Annotated in this window: 26 protein-coding genes; 15 read left to right on the top strand and 11 right to left on the bottom strand. The window is 71.9% G+C overall.

Annotated features, from left to right (window positions below):
* Positions 1-21 precede the first annotated feature (21 nt).
* The gene (gene paaZ, locus F1C12_RS20675) at positions 22-2,073 is read left to right on the top strand and encodes a phenylacetic acid degradation bifunctional protein PaaZ (protein WP_185276681.1); all 2,052 of its coding nucleotides are present in this window, start codon (positions 22-24) and stop codon (positions 2,071-2,073) included.
* Between the two features lies 1 nt (position 2,074).
* Here paaZ and F1C12_RS20670 read toward each other — a convergent pair whose 3' ends face one another.
* Complete coding sequence (locus F1C12_RS20670; RefSeq protein WP_185276680.1) at positions 2,075-2,677, bottom strand: TetR/AcrR family transcriptional regulator; 603 nt, start codon at positions 2,675-2,677, stop codon at positions 2,075-2,077.
* Positions 2,678-2,758: 81 nt separating this feature from the next.
* Between F1C12_RS20670 and paaA the strand changes: the two genes are divergently transcribed.
* The 7 genes from paaA to F1C12_RS20635 all read left to right on the top strand — a co-directional run bounded on the left by paaA (position 2,759) and on the right by F1C12_RS20635 (position 8,725).
* The gene (gene paaA, locus F1C12_RS20665; protein ID WP_185276679.1) at positions 2,759-3,745 is read left to right on the top strand and encodes a 1,2-phenylacetyl-CoA epoxidase subunit PaaA; all 987 of its coding nucleotides are present in this window, start codon (positions 2,759-2,761) and stop codon (positions 3,743-3,745) included.
* A complete protein-coding gene (gene paaB, locus F1C12_RS20660; protein ID WP_185276678.1) occupies positions 3,742-4,062 on the top strand; it encodes a 1,2-phenylacetyl-CoA epoxidase subunit PaaB in 321 nt (106 codons plus the stop codon). The genes paaA and paaB overlap by 4 nt, the downstream gene beginning before the upstream one ends.
* The gene (gene paaC, locus F1C12_RS20655; protein ID WP_185276677.1) at positions 4,059-4,901 is read left to right on the top strand and encodes a 1,2-phenylacetyl-CoA epoxidase subunit PaaC; all 843 of its coding nucleotides are present in this window, start codon (positions 4,059-4,061) and stop codon (positions 4,899-4,901) included. Before paaB ends, paaC begins: the two co-directional genes overlap by 4 nt.
* Positions 4,898-5,380, top strand: coding sequence for a 1,2-phenylacetyl-CoA epoxidase subunit PaaD (paaD, locus tag F1C12_RS20650; protein ID WP_374939540.1), 483 nt, complete (start codon positions 4,898-4,900; stop codon positions 5,378-5,380). The genes paaC and paaD overlap by 4 nt, the downstream gene beginning before the upstream one ends.
* Positions 5,381-5,390: 10 nt before the next feature.
* Entirely contained in the window at positions 5,391-6,479 is a 1,089-nt protein-coding gene (gene paaE / locus F1C12_RS20645) for a 1,2-phenylacetyl-CoA epoxidase subunit PaaE (protein WP_185276676.1), read from the top strand.
* 21 nt (positions 6,480-6,500) lie between these two features.
* Positions 6,501-7,271 (top strand): enoyl-CoA hydratase/isomerase family protein, encoded by a 771-nt coding sequence (locus tag F1C12_RS20640; protein WP_185276675.1) that lies wholly within the window; start codon positions 6,501-6,503, stop codon positions 7,269-7,271.
* Between the two features lie 68 nt (positions 7,272-7,339).
* Positions 7,340-8,725: an LLM class flavin-dependent oxidoreductase gene (locus tag F1C12_RS20635; protein WP_185276674.1), complete on the top strand. Its 1,386-nt coding sequence runs from the start codon at positions 7,340-7,342 to the stop codon at positions 8,723-8,725.
* 168 nt (positions 8,726-8,893) lie between these two features.
* On the opposite strand, the gene F1C12_RS20630 is transcribed toward F1C12_RS20635, so the two are convergent.
* Both F1C12_RS20630 and F1C12_RS20625 read right to left on the bottom strand, forming a co-directional pair.
* Positions 8,894-10,249 (bottom strand): maltokinase N-terminal cap-like domain-containing protein, encoded by a 1,356-nt coding sequence (locus F1C12_RS20630; RefSeq protein WP_185276673.1) that lies wholly within the window; start codon positions 10,247-10,249, stop codon positions 8,894-8,896.
* 19 nt (positions 10,250-10,268) lie between these two features.
* A complete protein-coding gene (locus F1C12_RS20625; protein WP_258046040.1) occupies positions 10,269-11,606 on the bottom strand; it encodes a M23 family metallopeptidase in 1,338 nt (445 codons plus the stop codon).
* Positions 11,607-11,938: 332 nt separating this feature from the next.
* Here F1C12_RS20625 and lepB point away from each other — a divergent pair, with 332 nt between their 5' ends.
* Positions 11,939-12,649 carry a signal peptidase I gene (lepB, locus tag F1C12_RS20620; RefSeq protein ID WP_185279095.1) on the top strand — a complete coding sequence of 237 codons (711 nt, stop codon included), beginning with the start codon at positions 11,939-11,941 and terminating at the stop codon, positions 12,647-12,649.
* A 4-nt stretch (positions 12,650-12,653) separates the two neighbouring features.
* Here the strand turns inward: lepB and F1C12_RS20615 are convergent, their stop codons facing one another.
* The gene (locus tag F1C12_RS20615; RefSeq protein WP_219732661.1) at positions 12,654-13,589 is read right to left on the bottom strand and encodes a siderophore-interacting protein; all 936 of its coding nucleotides are present in this window, start codon (positions 13,587-13,589) and stop codon (positions 12,654-12,656) included.
* Between the two features lie 112 nt (positions 13,590-13,701).
* Between F1C12_RS20615 and F1C12_RS20610 the strand changes: the two genes are divergently transcribed.
* Genes F1C12_RS20610 through F1C12_RS20600 form a run of 3 tightly spaced genes read left to right on the top strand, consistent with a single transcriptional unit; the run spans position 13,702 to position 14,902 of the window.
* Positions 13,702-14,166, top strand: coding sequence for a hypothetical protein (locus tag F1C12_RS20610; protein WP_185276671.1), 465 nt, complete (start codon positions 13,702-13,704; stop codon positions 14,164-14,166).
* A gap of 33 nt (positions 14,167-14,199) precedes the next feature.
* A complete protein-coding gene (locus tag F1C12_RS20605; RefSeq protein WP_185276670.1) occupies positions 14,200-14,529 on the top strand; it encodes a YciI family protein in 330 nt (109 codons plus the stop codon).
* Positions 14,530-14,554: 25 nt separating this feature from the next.
* On the top strand, positions 14,555-14,902 hold the full coding sequence (locus F1C12_RS20600; RefSeq protein ID WP_185276669.1) for a PLD nuclease N-terminal domain-containing protein: 348 nt from the start codon (positions 14,555-14,557) through the stop codon (positions 14,900-14,902).
* 16 nt (positions 14,903-14,918) lie between these two features.
* On the opposite strand, the gene F1C12_RS20595 is transcribed toward F1C12_RS20600, so the two are convergent.
* The 4 genes from F1C12_RS20595 to F1C12_RS20580 form a co-directional block, all read right to left on the bottom strand.
* Positions 14,919-16,691 carry a glycoside hydrolase family 35 protein gene (locus F1C12_RS20595; RefSeq protein WP_185276668.1) on the bottom strand — a complete coding sequence of 591 codons (1,773 nt, stop codon included), beginning with the start codon at positions 16,689-16,691 and terminating at the stop codon, positions 14,919-14,921.
* A 77-nt stretch (positions 16,692-16,768) separates the two neighbouring features.
* Positions 16,769-18,115 (bottom strand): ABC transporter substrate-binding protein, encoded by a 1,347-nt coding sequence (locus tag F1C12_RS20590; protein ID WP_185276667.1) that lies wholly within the window; start codon positions 18,113-18,115, stop codon positions 16,769-16,771.
* Positions 18,116-18,162: 47 nt separating this feature from the next.
* On the bottom strand, positions 18,163-19,101 hold the full coding sequence (locus F1C12_RS20585; protein ID WP_185276666.1) for a carbohydrate ABC transporter permease: 939 nt from the start codon (positions 19,099-19,101) through the stop codon (positions 18,163-18,165).
* Entirely contained in the window at positions 19,101-20,030 is a 930-nt protein-coding gene (locus F1C12_RS20580) for a carbohydrate ABC transporter permease (protein ID WP_185276665.1), read from the bottom strand. The genes F1C12_RS20585 and F1C12_RS20580 overlap by 1 nt, the downstream gene beginning before the upstream one ends.
* A 184-nt stretch (positions 20,031-20,214) precedes the next feature.
* Between F1C12_RS20580 and F1C12_RS20575 the strand changes: the two genes are divergently transcribed.
* Entirely contained in the window at positions 20,215-21,264 is a 1,050-nt protein-coding gene (locus F1C12_RS20575) for a LacI family DNA-binding transcriptional regulator (RefSeq protein ID WP_185276664.1), read from the top strand.
* Between the two features lie 37 nt (positions 21,265-21,301).
* On the opposite strand, the gene F1C12_RS20570 is transcribed toward F1C12_RS20575, so the two are convergent.
* Positions 21,302-22,093 (bottom strand): SDR family oxidoreductase, encoded by a 792-nt coding sequence (locus tag F1C12_RS20570; RefSeq protein ID WP_185276663.1) that lies wholly within the window; start codon positions 22,091-22,093, stop codon positions 21,302-21,304.
* 71 nt (positions 22,094-22,164) lie between these two features.
* Here F1C12_RS20570 and F1C12_RS20565 point away from each other — a divergent pair, with 71 nt between their 5' ends.
* Positions 22,165-23,022, top strand: coding sequence for a sigma-70 family RNA polymerase sigma factor (locus F1C12_RS20565; protein ID WP_185276662.1), 858 nt, complete (start codon positions 22,165-22,167; stop codon positions 23,020-23,022).
* Here F1C12_RS20565 and F1C12_RS20560 read toward each other — a convergent pair.
* Together F1C12_RS20560 and F1C12_RS20555 are read right to left on the bottom strand one after the other, a co-directional pair.
* Entirely contained in the window at positions 23,019-23,399 is a 381-nt protein-coding gene (locus F1C12_RS20560) for a VOC family protein (protein ID WP_185276661.1), read from the bottom strand. The two genes, F1C12_RS20565 and F1C12_RS20560, sit on opposite strands and share 4 nt — an antisense overlap.
* Positions 23,400-23,529: 130 nt before the next feature.
* Positions 23,530-23,883, bottom strand: a complete 354-nt coding sequence (locus tag F1C12_RS20555) for a YciI family protein (RefSeq protein WP_185276660.1) — start codon at positions 23,881-23,883, stop codon at positions 23,530-23,532.
* Between the two features lie 236 nt (positions 23,884-24,119).
* On the opposite strand from F1C12_RS20555, the gene F1C12_RS20550 reads away from it, so the two are divergent.
* Positions 24,120-25,772: a thiamine pyrophosphate-binding protein gene (locus F1C12_RS20550; RefSeq protein WP_185276659.1), complete on the top strand. Its 1,653-nt coding sequence runs from the start codon at positions 24,120-24,122 to the stop codon at positions 25,770-25,772.
* Positions 25,773-25,829: the final 57 nt, after the last annotated feature.

Below are 25,829 nucleotides of genomic sequence, written 5' to 3'. Positions count from 1 at the left end.
CCTCCCGGGAGGTACCGAATCATGAGTCTGCCCAGCTACCTGCGCGATCAGTGGTGGAGCCCCGCGTCCGACGACGGCGCGGCCGAGGTGCGCGACGCCTCTACCGGCGAACTCGTCGCCCGGGTCAGCGCAGAGGGCGCCGACCTGGCGGGAGCGCTCGACTACGCGCGCACGGTCGGCCAGGCTTCGCTCGGCGAGCTGACCTTCCACCAGCGCGCGGTGCTGCTGAAGCGGATGGCGCAGGTGCTGACCGAGCGCAAGCAGGAGCTGTACGACCTCTCCGCCCGGGCCGGCGCCACCCGGACGGACGCCTGGATCGACGTGGACGGCGGCATCGGAGCCCTGTTCACCTACTCCTCGAAGGGCCGCCGCGAGCTCCCGAACGCGCAGGTCGTCGTGGACGGCCCTGCGGAGTCGCTGGCGAAGGACGGCTCCTTCCTCGGCCAGCACATCTTCACCCGGCTGCCCGGCGTCGCCGTGCAGATCAACGCGTTCAACTTCCCGGTCTGGGGGCTGCTGGAGAAGTTCGCGCCGTCCTTCCTGGCCGGGATGCCGACGCTCGCGAAGCCGGCGACGCCGACCGCGTACGTGGCGGAGGCGATGGTGCGCATTCTGGTCGAGTCCGGCCTGCTGCCCGCCGGGACGCTGCAGCTCGTCAGCGGCGGCGTCCCCGGGCTGTTCGACCACCTGCGGCTGGGCGACCTGGTGGCGTTCACCGGGTCGGCTTCCACCGCCGAGCGGCTGCGCGCGCACGACGCGGTGCAGACCGGCGGGGTGCGGTTCACGAGCGAGACGGACTCCATCAACGCGTCGGTGCTCGGTCCGGACGCCCAGCAGGGGACACCCGAGTTCGACGCCTACGTCAAGCAGCTGGTGGTCGAGCTGACCGCCAAGGCCGGCCAGAAGTGCACGGCGATCCGGCGCGCGATCGTCCCGGCGGCCGCCGTGGAGGCCGTGCTCGGGGCGGTCCGCTCGCGGATCGAGGAGCGCGTCGTGGTCGGTGATCCGCGTGCGGAGGGCGTCACCATGGGCCCGCTCGCCTCGCGCGAGCAGCGCGCGGAGGTGCTGCGCCAGGTGGCGCGCCTGGTGGAGGCCGGCGGCGAGCTCGCGATCGGCGGGCTGGACCAGCCGAGCGTCCGCCGCGGAGACGGCAGCGTCGGAGTCGAGCTGGAGGGCGCCTTCGTCGCCCCGATCGTGCTGCGCTTCGCCGACGCCCGCACGCCGGAGGCGCACACCGTGGAGGCCTTCGGCCCGGTCGCGGCCGTGCTGCCGTACGAGACGGCGGCGGAGGCGGCGCAGCTCGTCGCGCTCGGCGGCGGCTCGCTCGTGACCAGCGCTGCGACGCACGATCCGGCGTTCGCCCGCGAACTGGTGATGGGGACCGCGGCGTACAACGGCCGCATCCTCCTGCTCGACCGCGACGACGCGCGCACCTCCACCGGGCACGGCTCGCCGATGCCGCACCTCGTCCACGGCGGCCCGGGCCGCGCGGGCGGCGGCGAGGAGCTGGGCGGCATCCGGGCGGTGCTGGGCCACATGCAGCGCACGGCCATCCAGGGCTCCCCCGACCTCCTCACGGCCGTGACCGGCGTGTGGCACGAGGGCGCCGCCGCCGCGACCGACGGGCCGCACCCGTTCCGCAAGTCGCTCGCGACGCTGCGGATCGGCGACCAGGTGCAGTCGGAGTCGCGCCGCGTCACGCTGGACGACATCGAGACGTTCGCGACCTTCACCGGCGACACGTTCTACGCGCACATGGACGAGGAGGCCGCGGCCGCGAATCCGTTCTTCCCCGGCCGCGTCGCGCACGGCTACCTGCTGGTGTCGTGGGCGGCCGGGCTGTTCGTGGACCCGGCTCCCGGGCCCGTGCTGGCGAACTACGGGCTGGAGAACCTGCGGTTCATCACGCCGGTCTCGCCCGGCGACAGCATCCGGGTGGCGCTGACAGCCAAGCAGATCACGCCGCGCGAGACGGACGAGTACGGCGAGGTGCGCTGGGACGCGCGCATCCTCAACCAGAAGGACGAGCTCGTCGCCTCCTACGACGTCCTCACCCTCGTCGCGAAGGAGTAGGTCAGGCGGGGGTGCGCAGGGCGAGGGCGAGGATCGTGTCGGCCAGCTCGCCGGGTGTGACGGGTCCCGCGGGGTCGTACCACTCGGTCAGCGAGTTGATCATGCCGAACAGGAGGCGGGCGACCACGGCCGGGTCGGCCTCCACCCGCAGCGAGCCCTCGTCGCGCGCCTCCGCCACCAGGGCGGCGACGGCGTGGTCGAACGCGCGCCGGCGCTGCAGCGCAGCCCGCTCGACCTCGGTGTTGCCGCGCACGCGCAGCAGCAGGGTCACGTACGGGAGGCGGTCGGCCAGCACGAGCACGGCCTCGCGGAGCACCTGCGCGAGCCGGTCGGCGGCGGTGCCCGTGGTCTCCTCGGCCGAGCGCAGCGCGCCCTCCAGACCGTCGAGGGCCTCGTCGAGCGCAAGGGCGAGCAGTTCGTCCTTGGAGGCGACGTGGTGGTAGATCGCCGACTTGGACAGCCCGAGCCGCTCGGCCAGCATCCCGATGGAGGTCGCGTCGTATCCGTGCTCGTTGAAGGCGGCCACGGCGACTTCGAGGATGCCGCGCTGGTCGTAGCCGGGCCGGCCCCGGCGCAGGGGCTCGGCCGTCCGGGTGTCGGTCACCTGGCAAGTGTGGCACGAACCCGCCTGCCGCGCATATACTGAACGAACGATCAGTCAGTATTGATTGGAGCGCCGAGTTCGATGACGAACGCAACGGAGACCACCATCCCCACCGACGACGACGCGGCAGGCGAGGCCCTGTTCGAGCAGCTCATCGCCGCCGATTCCCGCATCGAGCCGCGCGACTGGATGCCTGACGCCTACCGGCGCACGCTCATCCGGCAGATGTCGCAGCACGCGCACTCCGAGATCATCGGAATGCAGCCGGAGGCCAACTGGATCAGCCGCGCCCCGAGCCTCAAGCGCAAGGCCATCCTGATGGCCAAGGTGCAGGACGAGGCGGGCCACGGCCTCTACCTCTACTCCGCGACGCAGACGCTCGGCATCACGCGCGACGAGATGACAGAGCAGCTCATCACCGGCGCCGCCAAGTACTCCTCGATCTTCAACTACCCGACCCTGAGCTGGGCCGACATCGGCGCGATCGGCTGGCTGGTCGACGGCGCGGCGATCTGCAACCAGGTGCCGCTGTGCCGGTGCTCGTACGCCCCGTACGGCCGCGCTATGGTGCGGATCTGCAAGGAGGAGTCGTTCCACCAGCGGCAGGGCTTCGAGATCCTGCTCACGCTCATGCGCGGCACGCCGGAGCAGCAGCGGATGGCGCAGGACGCGGTGAACCGCTGGTACTGGCCGTCGCTGATGATGTTCGGGCCGCCGGACGCCGACTCCCCCAACTCCGCGCGCTCGATGGCGTGGAAGATCAAGCGGTTCTCCAACGACGAGCTGCGGCAGCGGTTCGTCGGGATGCTCGTCCCGCAGGCCGAGGCGCTCGGCGTGACCTTCCCCGACCCGGACCTGAAGTGGAACGAGGAGCGCCAGGCCTACGACCTCGGCGAGATCGACTGGAGCGAGCTGCAGCGCGTCATCGCCGGCGACGGCCCGTGCAACGCGCAGCGGCTGCAGCGCCGACGCGACGCGCACGAGGACGGCGCGTGGGTGCGCGAGGCGGCCGCAGCCTATGCGGAGAAGAAAGCTCAGAAGGCCCGGACCCAGGAGGTCGCGGCATGACCGCCGACAAGCCCAGCACCGACAAGCACGGGGCCCACGAGGTCTGGCCGCTCTGGGAGGTCTTCGTGCGCGCCTCCCGCGGCCTCAGCCACGTCCACGTCGGCTCGCTGCACGCTCCGGATGAGGAGCTGGCGGTGCGCAACGCCCGCGACCTCTACACCCGTCGCGGCGAGGGCGTCTCGATCTGGGTGGTCCGCTCCGACGCGATCACCGCGAGCGACCCGGACGCCAAGGACGCCTTCTTCACCTCGCCGGAGGGCAAAAACTTCCGGCACGCCACCTACTACACGGAGAGCGAAGGGGTGAAGCACCTGTGAGCGACAGCCACGACCACGGCCACGACGACGACCAGCACGGCCACGTCGAGCTCAGCACCGTGACCCTGTCGGCCGAGTTCGTCGCCGACGAAGCCACGGCCTCCCCCGACGTCGCGGAGTACGCGCTCTGGCTGGGAGACGACTCCCTCGTGCTCGCCCAGCGGCTCGGCTGGTGGATCTCCCGCGCTCCCGAGCTGGAGGAGGACGTCGCGCTCGCGAACATCGCCCTGGACCTGCTCGGCCACGCCCGGTCGCTGCTGCGTTACGCCGGCAGCGCCACCGAACGGTCGGAGGACGATCTGGCCTACTGGCGCGACGAGCAGGACTTCCGCTCCGCGCACCTCTTCGAGCAGCCGAACGGCGACTTCGCGCACACCATCGTGCGGCAGGTCGCCGTCGCCCACTACCTGTTCGAGCTGTACGAGCGGCTGCGCGCTTCCGAGGACGCGGTGCTCGCCGCGATCGCCGGCAAGGCGGTCAAGGAGGTCGCCTACCACTGCGACCACGCCGACCAGTGGGTGCTGCGACTCGCGCTCGGCACCGACGAGTCGCGCCGCCGCACGCTCACCGCGTTCGACGACCTCTGGCCGTACGTCGCCGAGCTGTTCCGCGACGAGCCGCTGATGGACCGGCTGGAGGGCGTGGCCCCGCGGCCGTCGACGCTGCGCGACGCGTTCGACGCCGCGGTCGCGCCGATCCTGGCGGAGGCCGAGCTGGAACTCCCGTCGACGTTCACCGCGGCCGGCGGCGGACGCGAGGGCCGGCACTCCGAGCACCTGGCCCCGCTGCTGGCCGAGATGCAGGTGCTCACCCGCTCGCACCCCGGAGCGACCTGGTGACCGGGCACGCGGCCGAGGCCGGCCGGGCCTGGGCGGCCGCCGCGGCGGTGCTCGACCCCGAAGTCCCCGTACTGACCATCGACGACCTGGGCGTGCTGCGCGAGGTCACCGTGACCGACACCGGCGTGGACGTCGTGCTCACCCCGACCTACTCGGGCTGCCCGGCGATGGACGCGATCCGGGAGGACGTGGTGCGCGCGCTCGCGGCCGAGGGCTTCTCCGACGTGCGGGTCAGCCTCGCGCTCGCTCCGGCGTGGACGACGGACTGGATCAGCGACCACGGCCGCGCCGCGCTGCGCGACTACGGCATCGCGCCGCCGCCCGGCACCGGCCCGGTGCGGCTCACGCTCGCGATCAAGTGCCCGCACTGCGGCTCGCTGAAGACCAGGGAGATCTCGCACTTCGGCTCCACCGCGTGCAAGGCGCTCTTCGTCTGCGACGGGTGCGGCGAGCCGTTCGACCACTTCAAGGCACTGTGAGGTCCCGCTGATGGCGCGTGCGCGATTCCACACGCTCGCGGTCGCCGACGTGCGCCCGCTGACCGCCGCGAGCGTCGAGGTGACCTTCGCGGTCCCCGAGGAGCTGCACGGCGAGTACGACTACCTGCCCGGCCAGCACGTGGCCCTCCGCGCGACCGTCGAGGGCAAGGAGCTCCGGCGCAGCTACTCGATCTGCCGGCCGCCGCTGCCCGGCCGGATCAGCGTCGCGATCAAGCGCGACCTGGGCGGCGCGTTCTCCACCTGGGCGACCAGCGAGCTGCGCGCGGGCGACCGGATCGACGTGATGAGCCCGCAGGGGACGTTCACGATCGACCTCGGGGCGCTCGACGGCGTCCACGTCGCCGGCATCGCGGCCGGGTCGGGCATCACGCCGCTGATGGCGCTGGCCTCCAGCGTGCTGGCGGCCTCCGACACCAGCTCGTTCACGCTCGTCTACACGAACCGCACGGCGATCGACGTGATGTTCCTGGAGGAGCTGGCCGACCTCAAGGACCGCTACCCGTCGCGCCTCGCGCTGCACCACGTGCTCTCCCGCGAGCAGCGCTCCGCTCCCCTGCTCTCCGGCCGGATCGACGAGGATCGGCTGCGCACCATCCTCGACGCACTGCTGCCGCCGGACACGGTCGACCAGTGGTTCCTGTGCGGACCGTTCGAGCTGGTGCAGCTCTGCCGCGACGTGCTGGAGACCTACGACGTGCCGCGGTCCAGCGTCCACTTCGAGCTGTTCACCACCGGCGAGCCGGGCGAGGTCCGCGGCGACGTCGGCCACCCCGTCGTCGTGCACGACGGCGAGAAGACTGCGGAGATCGAGTTCACGCTCGACGGCCAGACCACGACGGTGACCACGCCGGTGGACGCCAACGAGTCGGTCCTCAACGCCGCGCTGCGGGTGCGGCCGGACGTGCCGTTCGCCTGCACCGGCGGCGTCTGCGGGACCTGCCGCGCGCGCCTGCTCTCCGGCGACGTGCGGATGACCGAGAACTACGCGCTCGAGCCGGAGGAGCTGGAGGCCGGGTACGTGCTCACCTGCCAGTCGCACCCGCTCACCGAGAAGGTCGCAGTGGACTATGACGTCTGACGCAGTGATCGAGGAGGCGCAGTGATCGAGCTCGGCATCCAGGACGGCATCGCGCGCGTCACGCTGAACGCGCCGGAGCGGCTCAACGCGCTCGGCCCGGACGACCTCCGCGCCCTCGACGCCGCCTACGCCGAGGCCGAGGCCGCCGGGGTGCGCGCGCTCGTGCTGCGTGGCGAGGGCCGCTCGTTCTGCGCCGGCCGCGACATCGCGGGCGTCGACCCGGCGACGGACGACGTGACCGGCTACCTCGACGGTCTCGTGACGCCGCTGCTGCGCCGGATGAGCGCCTTCCCGGCCCCGACCTTCGCCGCCGTCCGCGGCGCGGCGCTCGGCGTCGGCCTCGGCCTGCTGGTCGCGACCGACGTCGTCTACGTCGCCGAGGACGCCAAGGTCGGCTCGCCGTTCGCCGCCCTGGGCGCCGCCCTCGACTCGGGCGGCCACTGGCTGCTGGTCTCCCGGCTCGGCCCGCACCGCGCGCTCGACCTCATCTACTCCGGCCGGCTGATCTCCGGAGCGGAGGCCGTGGCGGGCGGGCTGTTCAGCCGCGCGCTACCGTCCGGCGAGGTGGAGGCCGCGGCGGAGGAGGCCGCGACAGCCGCCGCACGCGGGGCGACGCAAGCCTTCCTGGCGAGCAAGCGCATCGTCGCCGGCCTGCGCGACGGCGACCTCGACCTCTGGTCGTCGGTCGCCGCCGAGAACGCCGCGCAGGCGGAGCTCCGCGAAACCGCCGACTACCGCGAGGGCTTCGCCGCCTTCCAGCAGAAGCGGCGACCGGACTTCCGCGGTCGTTGACCAGCGTCCGTTACGGAACGTGACGGGAGGGGTGCAAGCGCCGCGGCAACGCATGCATTCTGGACGGCATGACCCGGCAGATCCGTTTCAACGCGTTCGACATGAACTGCGTCGCCCACCAGTCCTCCGGCATGTGGCGTCACCCCGACGACCAGGCCTGGCGCTACAAGGACCTCACCTACTGGACCGAGCTCGCGAAGCTCCTGGAGCGCGGCACCTTCGACGGGATCTTCATCGCCGACGTGCTCGGCACCTACGACGTCTACGGCGGCAGCAACGAGGCCGCGATCCGCCACGGCGCGCAGGTCCCGGTCAACGACCCGCTCCTCCTGGTCTCGGCGATGGCGCTGGTGACCGAGAACCTGGGCTTCGGCGTCACCGCCGGAACCGCCTACGAGCACCCGTACCCGTTCGCCCGCCGGATGTCGACGCTCGACCACCTGACCAACGGCCGGGTCGGCTGGAACGTGGTCACCGGCTATCTGCCGTCGGCCGCGCGCAACATGGGTCACGACGACCAGTTGCAGCACGACGACCGCTACGACCACGCCGACGAGTACCTGGAGGTGCTCTACAAGCTGTGGGAGGGCTCGTGGGAGGACGACGCCGTCATCCGCGACCGGGAGTCCGGCGTCTTCACCGACCCGGCGAAGGTGCACGAGATCGGCCACCAGGGCAAGCACTTCACGGTCCCGGGCATCCACCTCTCCGAGCCGAGCCCGCAGCGCACACCGGTGATCTACCAGGCCGGCGCGTCCAAGCGCGGCATCTCGTTCGCGGCTGAGAACGCCGAGGCGATCTTCGTCGCGGCCTCCACCAAGGAGGGCCTGAAGGAGACGGTCGGCAAGCTCCGCGACGCACTGGAGGCCGCCGGCCGCGACCGTTACTCCGCCCGCATCTACACGCTGCTCACGATCGTCACCGACGAGACGGACGAGAAGGCGCAGGCCAAGTTCGAGGACTACCTGCAGTACACGAACGACGAGGGCGCGCTGGTCTTCATGTCGGGCTGGATGGGCGTCGACCTGTCGCAATACGACCTGGACGAGCCGATCGGCAACGTCAAGAGCAACGCCATCCAGTCGGCGGTCGCCAACTTCCAGCGGCCGAACGCCGAGGGCGGCGAGTGGACGGTGCGGGACATCGGCCGCAACGGCGTCATCGGCGGCCTCGGCCCGTACATCGTCGGCGGCGCGGTCAGCATCGCCGACCAGCTCCAGGAGTGGGTCGAGGAGACCGACGTGGACGGGTTCAACCTGGCCTACGCGATCACGCCCGGCACCTTCGAGGACATCGTCGAGTTCGTCATCCCCGAGCTCCGCAAGCGCGGCGCCTACCCGGAGGAGTACGCCGAGGGCACGCTGCGCAACAAGCTGCACGGCGCGGGCGACCGGCTCCCGGAGGACCATCGCGGCGCGAAGTACCGGATCGGGACGCAGGTCCCGCAGGCCTGAACACGCGGCGGCCGCGGGTAGACAGCGTCGTCTGTCTGCCCGCGGCGTCGCGCGCGCCGCACAATGCGCGCAAGGCGGGCATGGGCTTCGAAGATGTCCGCCTCCACGGCGCCCGCCGTGCGGGTAACACGTCGGGCGCCGTGCTCGTGCGTACGCCGGACGCGTGCCTCAGTGCGCGACCCCGGCGGCGTCGCTCAGCAGCCGGTCGACCGCCGCCCGCGGGATCGGGATCCAGCTCGGCCGGTGCCGTGCCTCGTAGGTGATCTCGTAGACCGCCTTGTCGAGCTCGAACGCCGCCAGAAGCTCGTGGAACTCGTCCAGGACGTCCCCGGCGACGCTCGCGTAGCCCTCCAGATACGCCGTGCGGGCGTCGGCCGCCCACGTCGACGCGTCGACGGGAGGCTCACGCCGGGCGAGCGATCCGGCGACGTAGTCGAACGAGCGCAGCATCCCGGCCACGTCGCGCATGGTCGCGTCGGGGAGGGCGCGCTCGGCGAGCGGGCGCAGCGGCTCGCCCTCGAAGTCGATGAACTGCCAGCCGCGCTCCGGCGAGAACAGCACCTGGCCCAGGTGGAGGTCGCCGTGGATGCGCTGCAGCACCGGCAGCGGCGCCGCGGCGGCCGCCGCGTAGACCGACGCGATCTCCGCGCGCAGCGTCTCGACCTCCGGCACCTCCGTGGTCGTGATGGTGAGCCGCTGGAACATCCCGTCGAGGGCCGCGCGCACGTCCTCGGTCTCCGCGCGCTTCGTCGGCAGCACGCCCGCGAGCAGCCGGTGCAGCTCCGCGGTGCCGGCGCCCAGGGCGTAGGCGCGCTCGGTGAAGTCCTCGCCCGACTCCGCCGCGCCGACAGCCAGCTCCCAGCCGTCTTCGGCGCCGGGCACGAAGTCCTGCATCAACGCCAGCTCCCCCGCCGCCGACGCGCCGTCGGGCGCCGGCCACGACCCGGTCAGCCACCCCAGGAGGGCGGGCGTGCGCTCCGAGCCGCCAGCGGTCAGCGCCGCCAGGGTGGAGATGTCCGGGTTCTCGCCGTCCTGCACGACCCGGAAGACCTTCACGAGCGCAAGCCGGTCGCCGAGCTCGGCGACGATGGAGGTGTTCGACTGCTCCGCCGAGAGCCGCCGCGACGACAGCACGGGGATGCGTTCGCCGAGCGTGTGGCCGCCCGCGCGGGCGTGCTCGCCGTCGGCGGCGCCCGCTCCGGTCATCAGCGCCGCGAGCGCGGCGACGTACGCCTCCTCGACCGGTCCGTCGTAGAGGTGGCGGCCGCCGGCCTCCCCCACGTACCCGGCCGGGTCGCCGTCCCGCTGCACGCGCGCCACGAGCGGCACCTGGTACACGCGGGGCGTGCGGGGCGCGTCGTCGCAGAAGAAGTGCGTGACGATCCGGGATCCGTCATCCGCCGTCTCGGGTGCGCGTTCGAGTTCGAAGGAGCCCAGGAGCCGCAGCCTCGGTTCGAACGCCTTGGTCGAGTACCAGCGCTGGCGGCGCATCCACGAGCCCACCAGCTCCGTCAGTTCCGTCATGTCCTGAACCGTACGCCCCTCAGCGGGTTCCGACGATGACCCCCCGTGCCGCGAGGAACGGGTACGGGTCGATCTGGACGCCGTTCACGCGGACTTCGAGGTGGAGGTGGCAGCCGGTGGAGAGCCCCGTCGTGCCGACCTGCGCGATGGGCTGCCCGGCGTCGACGTGCTCGCCGACCGTCACGCCGATCCCGCCGTCCCGGATGTGCCCGTAGGCGGTCTCGACGCCGCCGCCGTGGTCGATGAGGATGAAGTTGCCGTATCCGCCGTTCGGGCCGGCTGCCAGGATGGTTCCGGCGGCCGCGGCGACGATGGTCGTGCCGCAGGCGGCGCCGATGTCGTCGCCCGGGTGGAAGAGCGCGGTTCCGAGCGGACGCGAGGGCCGGGGGCCGAACGGGTCGGTCATCGGGCCGTGCACCGGCAGCGCCCAGCCGGTCGCGATGGCGGACGGATCGACGGTGAGCGCCTGCCAGCCCGTCCCGGCGGTGAGCACGGTGGGCAGCTGGGCGAGCGCGGCGGAGGCCGAGTCGACCTGGGCCTGGGCGTCGTCGACGGCCTGCTGGCTGGCGTCGACGTCGATGCCGGCGAGCGCGGCGGCCGCATGCTTCGCCTGGCCGCTCAGATTCGACGCGGCCTTGGCGTCCGTCGACGCGTCGCGCAGCGCGGCGACCCGATCGCTGGAGAGCGTGTTGAGCCGGTTGACGGCGCCGAGCTTCGTGAGGAGGTCGCCGTTCGTCCCGAGCACCGCAGCCAGCGGGTCGGAGCCGAGACCCTTCCAGCCGGCCGCGCGGATCAGCGCGGTCGCGAAGGCGGCGGAGGCCGCGGCCTTCTTCTTCGCGGCCTTCGCCTGGGCGGCGAGCGCGTCGGACGCGGACTGGGCCTGGGTCTGCTCCCGCTGCACGCCGAGGTTGGCGTTCGTGGCGTCGGCGAGCGCCTGCTGCGCGGAGGCCAGGTCGCTGGCCAGCTGGGCCGCCTGCTCCACCTGCGCGGTGTCGGACTGGACGGTTCCCGTGAGGTCGGGCGGGATGAGCAGTGGGATGTCGTCGGTCGGGGCCGGGGTGTCGGACGGCGATGGCGTGGGCGTCGGCGTCGGCGTGGGCTTCGGAGTGGGTGTCGGCGTGGGGGTCGGCGTCGGGGTCGGCGTGGGCGTCGGAGTCGGCGTCGGAGTCGGCGTCGGCGTCGGAGTGGGCGTCGGGGTCGGCGAGGGTGTGGGCGCGGGTGAATCGTCCGGGTCGGGTGTCGGCGTCGAGGTGCTGCAGTCCTGCCCCTGGCAGTCGTCGGCGGATGCCGGAAGCGGAGCGAGCAGGAGGCCGGTTGCCAGGAGTACCGCCGCAGCGTGGGCCAGCGGCCTCAGCACCGGCCGCTCGTGCAGCGGGGAGCCTCCGGCGACGACACCGCGAAACCCGGCGGGCCCTCCGGGAAAGGGCAGCCGATCACCGGAGACGAGTGCCGGATCGCGGCGGACGCGGCCCCGATCGCCGCGGCGCGGAGGTTCGCGTCGTGTCAGCAGTCTGAAGCGCGCCAACGCATCCCGCATGATCACGCGGGCCCCCGACGGGAGTCGGGCCGGCCCGTGCTCCGATCCTTTCACCGGGCGGCCCTGCGGGACAATCCCTCGTAGGAGGGTCGGATGCGTCTCTCAGCCTCGGCACGCTAGCGTGAAGCCTTGTGACCGACAGCACCGAGACCATGCGACCCCGTCGTGCCACCCGCAAGTCCGGCTGGAAGGTCCTCCTCCGCGACGTCGTCGTGATCTTCGTCATCGCGGTGCTGGTCTCGTTCCTGATCAAGACGTTCGTCGCGCGGTCGTTCTACATCCCCTCCGGGTCGATGGAGAACACCCTCCAGATCAACGACCGGATCATCGTCAACGAACTGCAGCCGTCGGTCTTCCCGCTGTCGCGCGGCGACGTCGTCGTTTTCAAGGATCCGGGCGGCTGGCTTCCCGCCGCGGCGCCGCAGACCGGCAACCCCATCCAGCAGGGCGTCGGCGCGGTGCTCGACTTCGTCGGCCTCGGCGCCTCGGACAGCGACCAGCACCTCGTGAAGCGGCTGATCGGCCTCCCGGGCGACCACATCACCTGCTGCAACGCCCTCGGCCAGATGAGCGTGAACGGCGTGCCGCTGAAGGAGCCGTATGTGCTGCTGCCCGCGGGGCAGCAGGCCGTGTCGGCCAAGCCGTTCGATGTGACCGTCCCGGCCGGGAAGATCTGGGTGATGGGCGACAACCGCTACAACTCGGCGGACTCCCGGTACCACATGGACGACCCGACGAAGGGCTTCGTTCCGATGAACGACGTGGTCGGCCGGGCATTCGTGGTGAGCTGGCCGGTGAGCCACTGGACCTGGCTCAGCAACTACCCTGCGACGTTCGCCGGCACGGAGACCAAGAACAAGTAGCGGGTCAGACCCGCTCGGCGCGCCCCAGCCGCCAGTACCCCATGAAGGCCACGCGCCCGCGGTCGATCCCGTGCCCGCGCACCAGGAGTCTGCGCAGCGTCTTGACGACGCCCGACTCGCCGGCGATCCAGGCGTAGAAGCCGCCGGCGGACCGCGCGGGGCCGGAGAGCTCCGGGCTGTCCCAGAGGATGTCCGCGTCCACGTCGACGTCCTCCAGCCGCTGCGCGCGACCGGCCGCGGCGGCCGCGACCACGTCGGGATGCCCGGCCAGCCAGCCGGTCACCGCGGAGATGAGACGGCCTCCGTGCTCGCCGCCCTCGCGCGCGAGCCAGGTGACCTCGACGTGGCGTCCAACGCGCAGCGGAAGCACGTCGGCCGCCGTCGGGACCTCGATGAACGCGTGCGCCCTGCGCGTCGGCGGCAGCCCCTCCAGGATCGAGGCGATCGCCGGCGCCGCGGTCTCGTCGCCCGCCAGCAGCAGCTCCGTGGCCTCCCCCGGCCGCCAGTCGATCCCCACCCCGGAGTGCGGACTGAGGGCGTCCGGCCCGATCACCACCAGCTCGTCGCCCATCGTCGCGCCGGCGAGCCACCGAGCGGCCGGGCCGCCGTCGCCGTGCACGACGAAGTCCACGTCGAGCCGGCGCTCGCGCGGGTCGACGTCGCGCACCGTGTAGGTGCGGAACGGGTTGCGCCTGTGCTCAGGCAGCGCACGCCACTGGTCGTACCAGTCCCCCGCGTCGAGCGGGCTGAACGTGCCGTCGGGCAGCGGGAAGACAAGCTTGATCCGCTGGTCCAGCCGCTCCGTGCCGAAGGTCTCGAAATCGTCGCAGGCGAGGCTCACACGCGCGAAACCGGGGCTCAGCCGGCGGATCGCCACGACCTCCGCGCGGTACGGCCGGTACGCCGGGCGGTCCGTCAGCGGCGGGGCGAGCACGGGCACAGCGGTTCCCTTCGGGCCGGTGGGAGGGCGGGACAACGAGTAAGGTAAGGCTACACTAACCGACTCGGCAAACGCTGGACGGCTCCGGCCGCCGCACAGTATCGTCGGCCCCGTGACGACCGCGCACCACCACCCGCTGCTCGGGAGGGACGCGCGCCTCGTCATCCTGATCACCGGCGTGCTCGCGGGCGCCGCCGTCGGCTTCCTGCACATCCTCGACTACGAACTGGGCAGCGACACCAAGCGCGAGCTGCTCAGCCCGCAGCTCTTCCTGTACGGCCCGGCCGCCGCCGGGGTCGGCTTCCTCAGCGCGGCCGTCCACTACGCCTGGTTCGCCCGCGCCCGCCCGGGGGGCGTGCACTGGTGGCGTCACGTCTGCGCCACGGCGAGCGCGTTCGTCGTCGCTTTCGTCGGCTACACCCTCCTCTGGCTGACCACCCCGGCGACCTACCTCGGCTGGTTCAGCGAGCCGCTCGGCGCCGGGGTCGTGGCGGGGACGGTGGAGTATGTCGTCCACCGGCTCATCCGGGAGAACGGAAATGTCGACCGGCGGCCGCTCCGTTCGACGTCCCAGTGAACCGACAACCGATTTACGAAAGGACACCACGCGATGAAGTACATGATGTTCGTGATCACCGACTCCCAGCCGGACACCGAGAGCGACGAGTCGGACGTCGACCTCTGGGTGGACCCGCTCGACGCCAGCGGCAAGCGGATCATCGGGGAGGTGCTCCAGCCGCAGTCCGAGTCGCGCGTCGTCCGCGTGCGCGACGGCAAGCGCTACGTGACCGACGGGCCCTTCACCGAGACGAAAGAGGTGATCTGCGGCTTCGACATCCTGGAGGTCGAGGACCTGGACGAGGCCATCGAGATCGCCTCCCGGCACCCGATGGCCCGCAACGGCCAGCTGGAATTGCGGCCGTTCATGGTCTGGGAGTGAGCGGGGCTCCCCCTAGACTCGGCGGATGGCCGTCGTCCCTCTGCTGATCCTCGTCTTCTTCGTCGTCGCGCTGATCGACATCATCCTGCGCGACAGCAGTCAGGTGAAGCACCTGCCGAAGGTGGCCTGGATCTTCATCGTGATCCTGCTGCCGCTGATCGGCGGGGTCCTGTGGTTCGCCATCGGGCGCGAGTACGGCGGCACGTTTTCGCGCCCGCGGCGGACGACGGTCGCGCGCGGGTACCAGGCGCCGGTGACGCGACCACTGTCGACCGAGGAGCAGCTCGCCGCGCTCGAGCGCGAGATCGAGGATGACAAGATCCGGCAGCTGGAGGCCGAGCTGCGCGACCGCCGCGACCTCGACCCCTCCTGACCTCTGCCGAGGGGCGTCAGAAGTCGGTGTGGCCGAGGCGCGGTTCGGGGACGAAGTCCGCGGTCGCGTCGGCAGCGGACTCCAGCTCCAGGATCACGAGCTCGTTGCGGCCGGCGCGAGTGACCGGCGCGGGGACGTGCAGCGTCTCCTGGGGGCCTCGGGTCCAGTAGCGGCCGAGGTTGAAGCCGTTGATCCAGGCGACACCCTTTCCCCAGCCGGTGGTGTCGAGGAACAGCGTCCCCGCCTCCTCCAGCTCGAAGCTCGCGCGCGCGAACACCGGCCCGGCGAGCCGCTCCGGCTCCTGCTCCACGGCGGCGCCTGCGGCGTCGAGCTCGGCGCGCACGGCGTCCAGCGACGGCAGGCGCAGCGGCAGGACGCTCCAGCGGCAGAGGCTCTCACCGTTCAGCCGCGCGGGGCCGATCAGGCCCTTGGGCTCACCGATCCGGGGGCCGTAATCGACGCGGCCCTGGTCCTCGACCAGCACGGTCAGTGTGCCGCGGCTCGGTGAGAGGGTGATCGCACTGTCGTGGTGGTCGCGGGCGAGCACGCCGACGCGTGTGGACCCGACGAACACGTAGGCTCGGTCGCGCACCTCCCCGAACTCGAGGACGGCGGGCTCGGTCGTGTCGATCTCGGTGCGGTACAGCCCGAGGCCCGCGTAGTGGCCGAGCGCGTCGAACGTCGGCAGGTCATCGGTGTGCTGCCAGTCGCCCAGCTTCGGGGCGACCGCGAACAGCGGCACGGCGTCGAGGAACGGCACGCTGAACGCGGGTGCCGCGGCGGCGACGACGGGCTCCTCCGCCGGCACCGGCGCGTGCTTGGCGATCACCTCGCGGAATGCCCAGAACTTCTCGGTCGGCTCCCCCGCCTCATCCAGTGGGGCGTCGTAGTCGTAGCTCGTGACGATGGGCTGGTAGACGCCCTTGTCGTTGGCGCCGTTGGTGAAGCCGAAGTTGGTGCCGCCGTGGAACATGTAGATGTTCACCGACGCGCCGAGCGCCAGCAGCTCGTCCAGGTCGGCGGCGGACTGCTCGACGGACGTCGTGTGGTGGTGCGCGCCCCAGTGGTCGAACCAGCCGTCCCAGAACTCGGAGCACATCAGCGGTCCGGCCGGCTGGTGCTCGCGCAGGGTGGCGAGCCGCTCGCGCGAGCGGGAGCCGAAGGAGGCCGTCTTGAGCAGGCCGGGCAGCGAGCCGTTCTCGAGCATCGCCGGCTCGGGCTGGTCGACGGTGGTGAGCGGCACCGTGATGCCCGCGCCCTGGAAGACCTTCACCAGGTGCCGGAGGTAGTCCTTGTCGTCGCCGTAGGCGCCGTACTCGTTCTCGACCTGCACGAGCAGCACCGGGCCGCCCTCGGTCACCTGCAGCGGGCGGACGATTGCGAGCACGCGCTCCAGGAACGCAGTGACCGCCGCGAGGAACACCGGCTCGGAGCGCCGGATGCCGACGGACGGGTCGGTGAACAGCCAAGCGGGCAGCCCGCCGTTGTCCCACTCGGCGCAGATGTACGGGCCGGGCCGCACGATCGCGTGCATCCCCTCCTCCTGCACCGTGCGCAGGAAGCGCGCGAGGTCGAGCGCGCCCTCCGCCGTCCACTCGCCCGGCTGCGGCTCGTGGGCGTTCCACGGCACGTACGTCTCGACGGTGTTCAAGCCCATCAGCCGCGCCTTGCGGATGCGGTCGGCCCAGTCGTCGGGGTGGACGCGGAAGTAGTGGATCGCCCCGGACAGGATGCGGTGGGGACGGCCGTCGAGGAGGAAGTCGTCCCCGGCGATCTCGAAGGTGCTCATGTGCTCTCTCCTCCCTCGGGCGCCCGCCGAACGGCGGACGCCCGAGGGCCGGGACTGTTTCTTGCGGCGGAGGGGGATTACTTGCCGGTGACCGTGAAGCCCTGCTGGTTGCCGTAGCTGACCAGCGCCTTCTGCCAGGCCTGCAGGCCGGGGTTCAGGCTGGAGTTCGACGTGTACGACTGGCCGACGGTGTCGCCGTAGATGCTGTTCGCGTAGACCTGGAAGGGCAGGTACTGCCACCCGGTCGAGACGTTCTTCGCGCCGTCCACGAGCACCTCGTTGATCTTCTGGCCGCCGAAGTACTCCGGAGCCTGGGCGAGGAAGTCAGAGGAGTTGAGGTCCTTGGTCGTGGACGGGAAGCCGCCGGACTGCAGAAACACCTTGATCGACGCCGGGTCGTTGTTCAGCCACTTGAGGAAGCCCGCGGCGAGCGCCTGGTTCTTCGACTGCTTGAGCACGACCTGCGCACCGCCGCCGTTCTCCGCGTTCGTCGGGGTGCCGTCGTAGGTGGGGATGGGCGCGACGCGCCACTGGCCGGAGCCGTCCTTGACCGAGGACTCCAGCACGCCGGGCATCCAGGCGCCGGTGACCAGGGTCGCGATCGAGCCGTTGCCGAGCGCCTTGAACCAGTCGTCGCTCCAGCCGGGGACGGTGGAGAGCAGCTTGCCCTGCACCAGCTTGTCCCAGGTGGCGGTCCACTTCTTGGTGCCCTCGTCCTGCAGGTTGATCGACACCTTGGTGCCGTCGACCTGGAACGGCCGGCCGCCGGCCTGCCAGATCATCGAGGTGGTGAAGCCGGAGTCGCCCGAGTCGCTGGTGATGTAGGCGTTCGGGTCGGCGGCGTGCAGCTTCTGCGCGTCGGCGACGTACTCGTCCCAGGTCTTCGGCACGGTCAGGCCGTACTTGTCGAAGACGGTCTTGTTGTAGAACATCGCCATGGGGCCGCTGTCCTGCGGGAGGCCGACGAGCTTGCCGCCGACGTTCACGGAGCCCCAGGGCCCGGGCGTGTAGTCGCTCTTCAGCGAGTCGAAGCCGTACTGCTTCAGGTCGACGAGCGCGTCGCCGAGGGCGAACTGCGGGATGGCGTAGTACTCGACCTGCGCGACGTCGGGCGCGCCCGAGCCGGCCTTGATGGCGTTCTGGAGCTTGGTGTACTCGGTCGTGTTGGTGCCGGCGTTGACGAGCTTGACCTTCACCTTCGGGTAGGCCTTCTCGAACGCGGCGACCTGGGCCTCGGCGGACGGCGTCCACGACCAGTACGTGATGGTGCCGCCCTGCTTGAGGGCCGCGTCGATGTCGGAGGCGCTGCCGCCGCCGGAGTTGGAGCCCGACGAGCACGCCGCGAGCGACGCGCCGATGACGGCGGTCGCCACGACGGCTGTTGCGACGCGACGGAGGCTCCGTGAACGCAGGATGCGCTTCATGGTGGTGTTCCTTTCACTTCCTTGTGGGTGGGAGGGAGGTGCTGTGTTCACTGCTTGACGCTTCCGGCGGCCAGACCCGACTGCCAGTAGCGCTGGAGCACCAGGAACGCGGCCACGATCGGGATGATCGTGACGAGCGAGCCGGTGATCACGAGGTTGAAGATCGGCTGGGCACCGACCCCGGTCGCCTGCGCGCTCCACTGGCTGAGGCCGACCGTGAGGGGGTACCAGGTCGGATCGCTCAGCATGATGAGCGGCAGGAAGTAGTTGTTCCAGGTGGCGACGATCGCGAACAGCGCGACGGTCACGACACCGGGGGCGAGGAGGCGGAGGGAGATGGTGAAGAAGGTGCGGAACTCGCCCGCGCCGTCCATCCGGGCGGCCTCCAGCAGCTCGGTGGGGATCGCCTCGCTGGCGTAGGTCCAGATCAGGTAGAACCCGAACGGGCTGATCAGCGACGGCAGGATGACCGCCCACGGGGTGTTCGTGAGCCCCACCTGGCTGAACATGAGGAAGGTCGGGACGGCCAGCGCCGTGCCGGGCACCGCGATCGCGCCGAGCACGATGGCGAACACCGCCCGCTTGCCGGGGAAGTTGAACTTCGCCATCCCGTAGCCGGCGACCGTCGCCAGCAGGGTCGCCCCACCCGCTCCGACGACCACGTAGAGGAGGGTGTTGCCCAGCCACTGCAGGAAGATGCCGTCGCGGTACGTGAACAGCTGCGCGATGTTCTGGAAGAGGTTGAAGTCCTTGCCGAACCAGAGCCCGAAGGACGAGTACAGGTCCGGCTGGCTCTTGGTCGCGTTGACGATCAGCCAGATCAGCGGCACGAACGAGTAGATCGTGAACACGATCATCACGATCGTCAGCGCGGTCGACTTGCGGCTGCGGCGGCCGGAGGCCGGTGCGGCCGCGCGGGCGACGCGGTTGGATCGGGCGGCGGCGCGGGAGGGCGCCTTGCGTGTGCGTTCGGTGAGCGCGGTCATCAGCGGACCTCCTTGCGCGAGCCGCGGAGCTGGACGACGTAGGCGATCACCGCGGTGATGACGCCCATCACGATCGCGACCGTGGCCGCGTAGTTGAACTGCTGACCGGCGAACGACAGGTTGTAGGCGTACATGTTGGGGGTGAAGTAGCTGCTGATCGCGTTGGGCGCCAGCTGCTTGAGCAGGTTCGGCTCGTTGAAGAGCTGGAAGCTGCCGATGATCGAGAAGATCGTCGCGATGACGATCGCGCCGCGCACCGCGGGCAGCTTGATGCTGAACACGGTGCGGAACGCGCCGGCGCCGTCGATCTCGGCGGCCTCGTAGAGCTCGCCCGGGATGACCCGCAGCGCTGCGTAGAAGATCAGCATGTTGTAGCCCATGAACTCCCAGGTCACGATGTTGCCGATCGAGCCGAGGATCCACTGGCCGGCGAGCGGGGCCAGCTGCGTGCCGAGCAGGTGGTTGACGCTCGCCGTCAGGCCGAACTGGTCGCCGTAGATGAAGCCCCAGATCAACGCGGCCACGACGCCGGGGACGGCGTAGGGCAGGAACAGCGCGATGCGGAAGAAGCCGGCGCCGTGCAGGCGGGCCGAGTCGAGGGCGAGCGCCGCGACGAGCGAGAGGGCGAGCATGATCGGCACCTGGACGACCAGGAAGAGCGCGACCCGGCCGAAGGACTCCCAGAACTTCCCGTCCTGCAGCAGCGCGACGTAGTTGTCGAGCCCGACGAACGCGTTGCCGCCGATGAGCTGCTGGCGGAAGAGGCTGAGGTAGAGGGCGTAGACGACCGGCGCGACGATCATCAGGGCGAACACGACCAGGAACGGGGCCACGAAGGCCCAGCCGCGCCAGTCTCGGCGCGGGCGGCGGAGGCGCCGCCGCGGCGCGGACGCCGGCGGGGCCGTCGGCGTGAGGGACGTCGTTGTCATGGCCTTCCTCGGTGATTCGGTGCTCGCCGCCCCTGCCGGTGCATCGCGGCGGTCGCGGCAGATGTTTACGTCAACATCTGGTTGCATACCCTAGCATGTTGACGTCAACATGATGCAAGCGCAGTTTTCGACCCCCGGTCCGTCGACCCGGTTCCGGCGGGATCCTTCACCAGAATGGGGAGCTATGACCGAGTCGATCGCCGACCCGGCGCCCGCACGCCGCGGCGGACGCACCCGCGGCCCGTCGCTGGGCGACGTCGCCGCGCACGCCGGCGTCTCCACCCAGACCGTCTCGCGCGTCGCCAACGGCCTCACCAACGTGGAGGCCGCCACCCGCGACCGGGTCCTGGCCTCCATGCAGGCGCTCGGCTACCGCCCCAACCGCGCGGCGCGGGCGCTGCGCTCCGGGCTCTTCCGCAACCTCGGCGTGGTGATGTTCACGCTGTCGTCCTACGGCAACATGCGCACGCTCGACGCGATCGCCGTCTCGGCAGCGACCGCCGGCTACTCGATCACCGTCGTGCCGGTGGAGCGACCCACCCAGCAGGACGTCAGCATCGCTTTCACCCGGCTGCTGGAGCAGGCGGTGGACGGGATCATCATCGTCATCGAAGCGCACATCGTGGACCGCGCCGACGTCGAGCTGCCGTCCGGGCTCTCCGTCGTCGTCATCGACTCCACCGAGCGTCCGGACTACCCGCAGGTGGACACCGACCAGGCCGAGGGCGCACGCCAGGCCACCGAGCACCTGCTGTCGCTGGGCCACGAGACCGTGTGGCACATCTCCGGCCCGGCCGACTCGTACTCGGCGGCCCGCCGCGAGCAGGCCTGGCGGGACACTCTGGAGGCCGCAGGCGCTCCGGTGCCTGAGGTGTTCCGCGGCGACTGGTCGACGGCCGCGGGATACGGATACGGCCGGGAGATCGCCGCACGCCCCGAGATCACCGCGGTGTTCGCCGCGAACGACCAGATGGCGCTCGGCGTGCTGCGCGCCCTGCACGAGGCGGGCCGCCGCGTTCCGGCCGACGTGAGCGTGGTCGGCTTCGACGACATGGCCGAGTCTGACTCGTTCTGGCCTCCGCTGACCACCATCCACCAGGAGTTCGAGGCCACCGGCCGCCGGGCGGTCGAGCTGCTCATCGCCGAGATCGAGGGGAGGCCGGAGCCGGTGCGCTCCTCCGTCCTCCCGACCCGGCTCATCGTGCGCAACAGCAGCGGCCCAGCCCCCGCCTGAACCCCCGCCCCCTCCGCCGAAGGGCACGTAAACGCCCCTAAAGCGCGCTTTTGGGGGCGTTTACGTGCCCTTCGATCGTCGAGCGGAGGTATTCGGCCCAGGTGATGCGGCCACGCTCGGCGTCGGGGCCGGCCAGGTTGGCGTCGGTGCGGTAGGCCGCGCCGACCTTTCCCGGCAGCCCGAAGCGCACGAAGCGGCGGCGCAGGCCGCGTGCCTCGGCGTACCGGCGCAGCAGCTCCTCGGCCTCCAGCACCTCCGGGCCGGCCAGCTCCCCCGCGAGCCCCGCCGGCTCCCCCAGCGCGAGCTCGGCCAGCCGCTCGGCGACCTCCTCCGCGTCCACCGGCTCGAAGCGGATGCGTGGGGCCGGCGCGACCGGCAGCTTCGTCAGCCCGGCCGCCATCCGCAGCACGAGCTGGTGGACCTGCGCCGCGCGCAGCACGGTCGACGGGACCGCCGACGCCGCGAAGATCGCCTCCACCTGCTCCTTGGCACGGAAGTAGCCGATCGGCATCCGGCCGGCGCCGACCACGGAGAGCGTCAGCACGTGCCGCACACCCGCGCGCTCAGCAGCCGCTGTGACGTTCGCCGCTGCGACGTCGTCTCCCTTCGCGCCGCCGGCGAGGTGGACGACGACCGCCGTGCCGGCCATCGCGGCGCCGAGCCCCGCTCCGGTCATCACGTCGCCGGTCAGGTGATCGGCGCCCTGCGTCGCAGCGTCGGGCGCGTGCCGGGTCAGCACCCGCACGACCGCGCCGCGTTCCTCCAACAGCGGCACCAGCCGCCGCCCGATGGTGCCGGTCCCGCCGGTCACCAGGATCCGTCCGTCCATTGTCCCCTCCTGTCACATCGAGGCACGCCGCCTCGTCGATAGGGTGACGACCGAGCCACGGAGGATGTGACATGACCGAGAACGACGCGAGGCTTCTCGACCGGTTCGAGACCGCCCGGCCGCGGTTGCGCGCGATCGCGACCCGGCTCCTGGGCTCGGCAGCCGACGCCGACGACGCCGTGCAGGAGACCTGGCTGCGCCTCCAGCGGGCGGACGCCGCCACGATCGACAACCTCGACGCCTGGCTGACGACGGTCGTCTCCCGGGTCTGCCTCGACCAGCTCAAGAGCGCGCGACGCACCCGCGAGCGTTCGTGGGAGGTCCTGCCCTGGCAGGACGAGCCGGTCTCCGACCTCGGGGACCCGGCGGAGCTGGCGGCGCTCGGCGACCGGGTGAGCGTCGCGCTCCTGGTGGTCCTGGAGACGCTGTCGCCCGCCGAACGCCTCGCGTTCGTGCTGCACGACGTCTTCGGCCTCCCGTTCGAGGAGGTCGCCGCCGCGCTCGACCGGTCCCCCGACGCCGCGCGCCAACTGGCCTCCCGCGCCCGCCGCCGGCTCCGGGACGCGCCGCCCGCCCGGCCGTCCCGACGCGAGCAGCGCGGCGTGCTCGACGCGTGGCTGCGCGCCGTCCACGAGGGCGACCTCTCCGCGCTGCTTGCCCTGCTCGACGAGGGGGCCGTGCTGCACGCCGACTACGGCCGCGGCCGGCTGCAGACGCTCGTGGGCGCCTCGGCCATCGCCGAGCAGGCGACCCTCGCCGCGCGCCTCGCGCAGAGCTCGGTGCCGGTGCTCATCGACGGCCGGCCGGGCGTCGCCGCGGTGGTCGACGGCCGGGTGGTCTCGGTGATGGCCTTCGACATCTCCGACGGTCGCATCGTGGGGCTGGACGTGCTGTTCGACCCGGCACGCCTGGCCGGCGTGCGGGTCTAGCCCGCCCCTCGCTCGACCACCTCGAACCGGTTCCCGTCCGGGTCCGTCGCCTGGAACATCGCCGGCACCCCCGGCCAGCGCAGCAGCTCCCCCACCGCCACCCCGCGCCGGGTCAGCTCCTCGTGGGTGCCGCCCGCGTCCAGGCTCTCGAACCGGATGCCCGTCTCCACCCCGGCCGGAACGTCCGCGCTCGCGACCACGAGCGACACCGACACCGCCGACCCGGGCGGCGCCAGCATGATCCAGCGCCCGTTCGGCAGCGGCGCGTCCACGCGCACCTCGAAGCCGAGCACGTCCCGGTAGAAGGCCAGGGCGACGTCCTGGTCCGCCACGGGGATGCCGATGGTGTTCACCCCGATGATCCCAGCGTCCGTCATGAGCGCATCCTCCTCCTCTCACCGCTGCCTGTCATCCGCAGTGACCGGAGGAGACCCGGCCTTCGCAACACCGGATCTCCTCCGCTCCCTGCGATCCCCGGGCGCGTCGGCCCGGAAGTCCTCCGTTGCCTCAGCGCCCCACCAACGGCCTGACCTCAATCCCCCCATGCCCCTGCCGCGCCTCCGCCAGCGAGCTCGCCAGAGCGACCGCCTCCTCCTGGCTCGCGGCTTCGATCACGTAGAAGCCGCCGACGACCTCCTTGGACTCCGAGAACGGCCCGTCGGTGGGCCGTGGCTCACCGTCCGGGCCGGTGCGGACCGTCGTCGCCGTGGAGGACGTCTGCAGCTCCCCCGCCGAGCGCACCCCCGAGCCCGCCTTCTCGTTGAACGCCCGATGGGCCGCGTCGACCGCGGCGCGCCCGTCGGCGTCCAGGGCGTCCCAGCGGGTCTCGTCGCCGTAGATGAGGATCAGGTAGCCGGTCATGTCTCTCCCTTTCGTGGATGCCGAACACCTGGACGTCGAACGGGCGGGGCGCCTTTCGACACCGGGCTGCACTTTCGACACCGGGCGCACTGTCGACAGCGGATATACTGCTCAGGTCCGGCCGTCCAACGGCCCGGTGCTCGAAAAAAGGGCACGAAGCCGCGCTCGGCGAAGCAGCAGCGCGCGAGACACATACGGATCATCGCACCTCCGTTCCCGTCTCGAAAGGCACTGCCATGCCGTCCGTCTCCGCCCACGTCGCCACCACCCTCGCCCGCCACGTCGACCAGGTGTTCGGGGTGATGGGCAACGGCAACGCGCACTTCCTCGACGCCCTGGAGCGCGAAGGCACCGTGCCGTACACGGCCATGCGGCACGAGGCCGGGGCCGTCGTCGCGGCCGACGCGTACCACCGCGCGTCCGGCCGGCTCGCCGCAGCCACCGCCACCTACGGCGCCGGGTTCACCAACACCCTGACCGCGCTCGCAGAGGCCCGCCAGGCGCACATCCCGCTGGTGCTTGTCGTCGGCGACGAGCCCACCTCCGGCCCGCGCCCGTGGGGAGTCGACCAGATCGCCCTGGCCAGCGCGGTCGGCGCGCGCACCTACACGGTCGGCCGCACCGACGCCGCGGCGACGACCGCCATCGCGGTCGAGCACGCGCTCACCTACCGCGTCCCCACCGTCCTCGCCATCCCGTACGACGTGGCGACGCGGGAGGCCGGCCCGGTCCCCGAGACACCGGCGCTCGCCCTCCCCGCGCCGCTCGCTCCCGCCGGACCCTTCGCCCGCGGGGCGATCGCGGACGCCGCCGCCGCGCTCGCGAGCGCCGAGCGGCCGGTCCTGCTGGCCGGCCGCGGCGCCTGGATCGCCGGCGCGGGCGACGCGCTCGGCGCCCTCGCCGACGCGACCGGCGCCCTCACCGCCGGCACCGCGCTCGGCCGCGGCGTCTTCCCCGACACCCGCTACGACCTCGGCGTCACCGGCGGATTCGGCGCGGAGGGCGCGATGGAGGCGGTCCGCTCGGCCGACGTCGCCGTGGTCTTCGGCGCCTCGCTCAACCAGTTCACGATGCGCTTCGGCGACCTGTTCGCCCCCGGCACCCGCGTCATCCAGGTGGATGTCGCCCCCGCCGCCACACACCCGAACGTCGGCGCGTACCTGCGCGGCGACGCCCGCCTGATCGCGGAGGCGCTGGTGGAGGAGCTGCGCACCCTCGGCGCCACGCCCTCCGGCTGGCGGGAGTCGGCCGACCTCCCGGCCCTCCGCGAGCGCCCGGTCGGTGACGGCCTGGCGGCGGACGGCCGCCTCGACCCGCGCACGGCCGCGGCCCGCATCGCCGAGCTGCTGCCGGAGGACCGCGTCGTCGTCTCCGACGGCGGCCACTTCATCGGCTGGGCGAACATGTACTGGCCTGTCGCCTCGCCGGACCGGATGATCATGGTCGGCACCGCCTACCAGTCGATCGGTCTCGGCTTCCCGAGCGTCGCCGGCGCCGCGCTCGCGCATCCCGCGTCCACGATCGTGCTCACGACCGGTGACGGCGGCGGCTTGATGGCGCTGGCCGACCTGGAGTCCGCGGTGCGCGTCGCCGGGGGCCGCGGCGTGTGCGTGGTCTGGAACGACGCCGCCTACGGCGCGGAGGTCAACCTCTACGGCCTGAAGGGCCTCGCCCAGGGCCCGATGCGCATCCCCGAGGTCGACTTCGCCGGCCTCGGGGCCGCGGTCGGCGCGGAGGGCGTCGTGGTCCGCACCCCGGACGACCTGGAGGCGCTCGCCCGCTGGGCCGCGCGGCCGGCGTCCGAACGGCCGTTCCTGGTGCTCGACCTGCGGATCTCCGGAGCGGTGATCGCGCCGTACCAGGAGGAGATCATCCGCGTGAACTCGTGAACGGCGGGTGACGTCCGCCGTGGCGCACTGACCGATCCCGCCCGATGGCCGATAGTG

The sequence above is a fragment of the Leifsonia shinshuensis genome, from assembly GCF_014217625.1.
In the GTDB taxonomy this organism is placed as follows: Bacteria; Actinomycetota; Actinomycetes; order Actinomycetales; family Microbacteriaceae; genus Leifsonia; species Leifsonia shinshuensis_A.
Note: the sequence above shows the minus strand (reverse complement) of the source record. Positions and strands in the feature narration are given on the sequence as shown.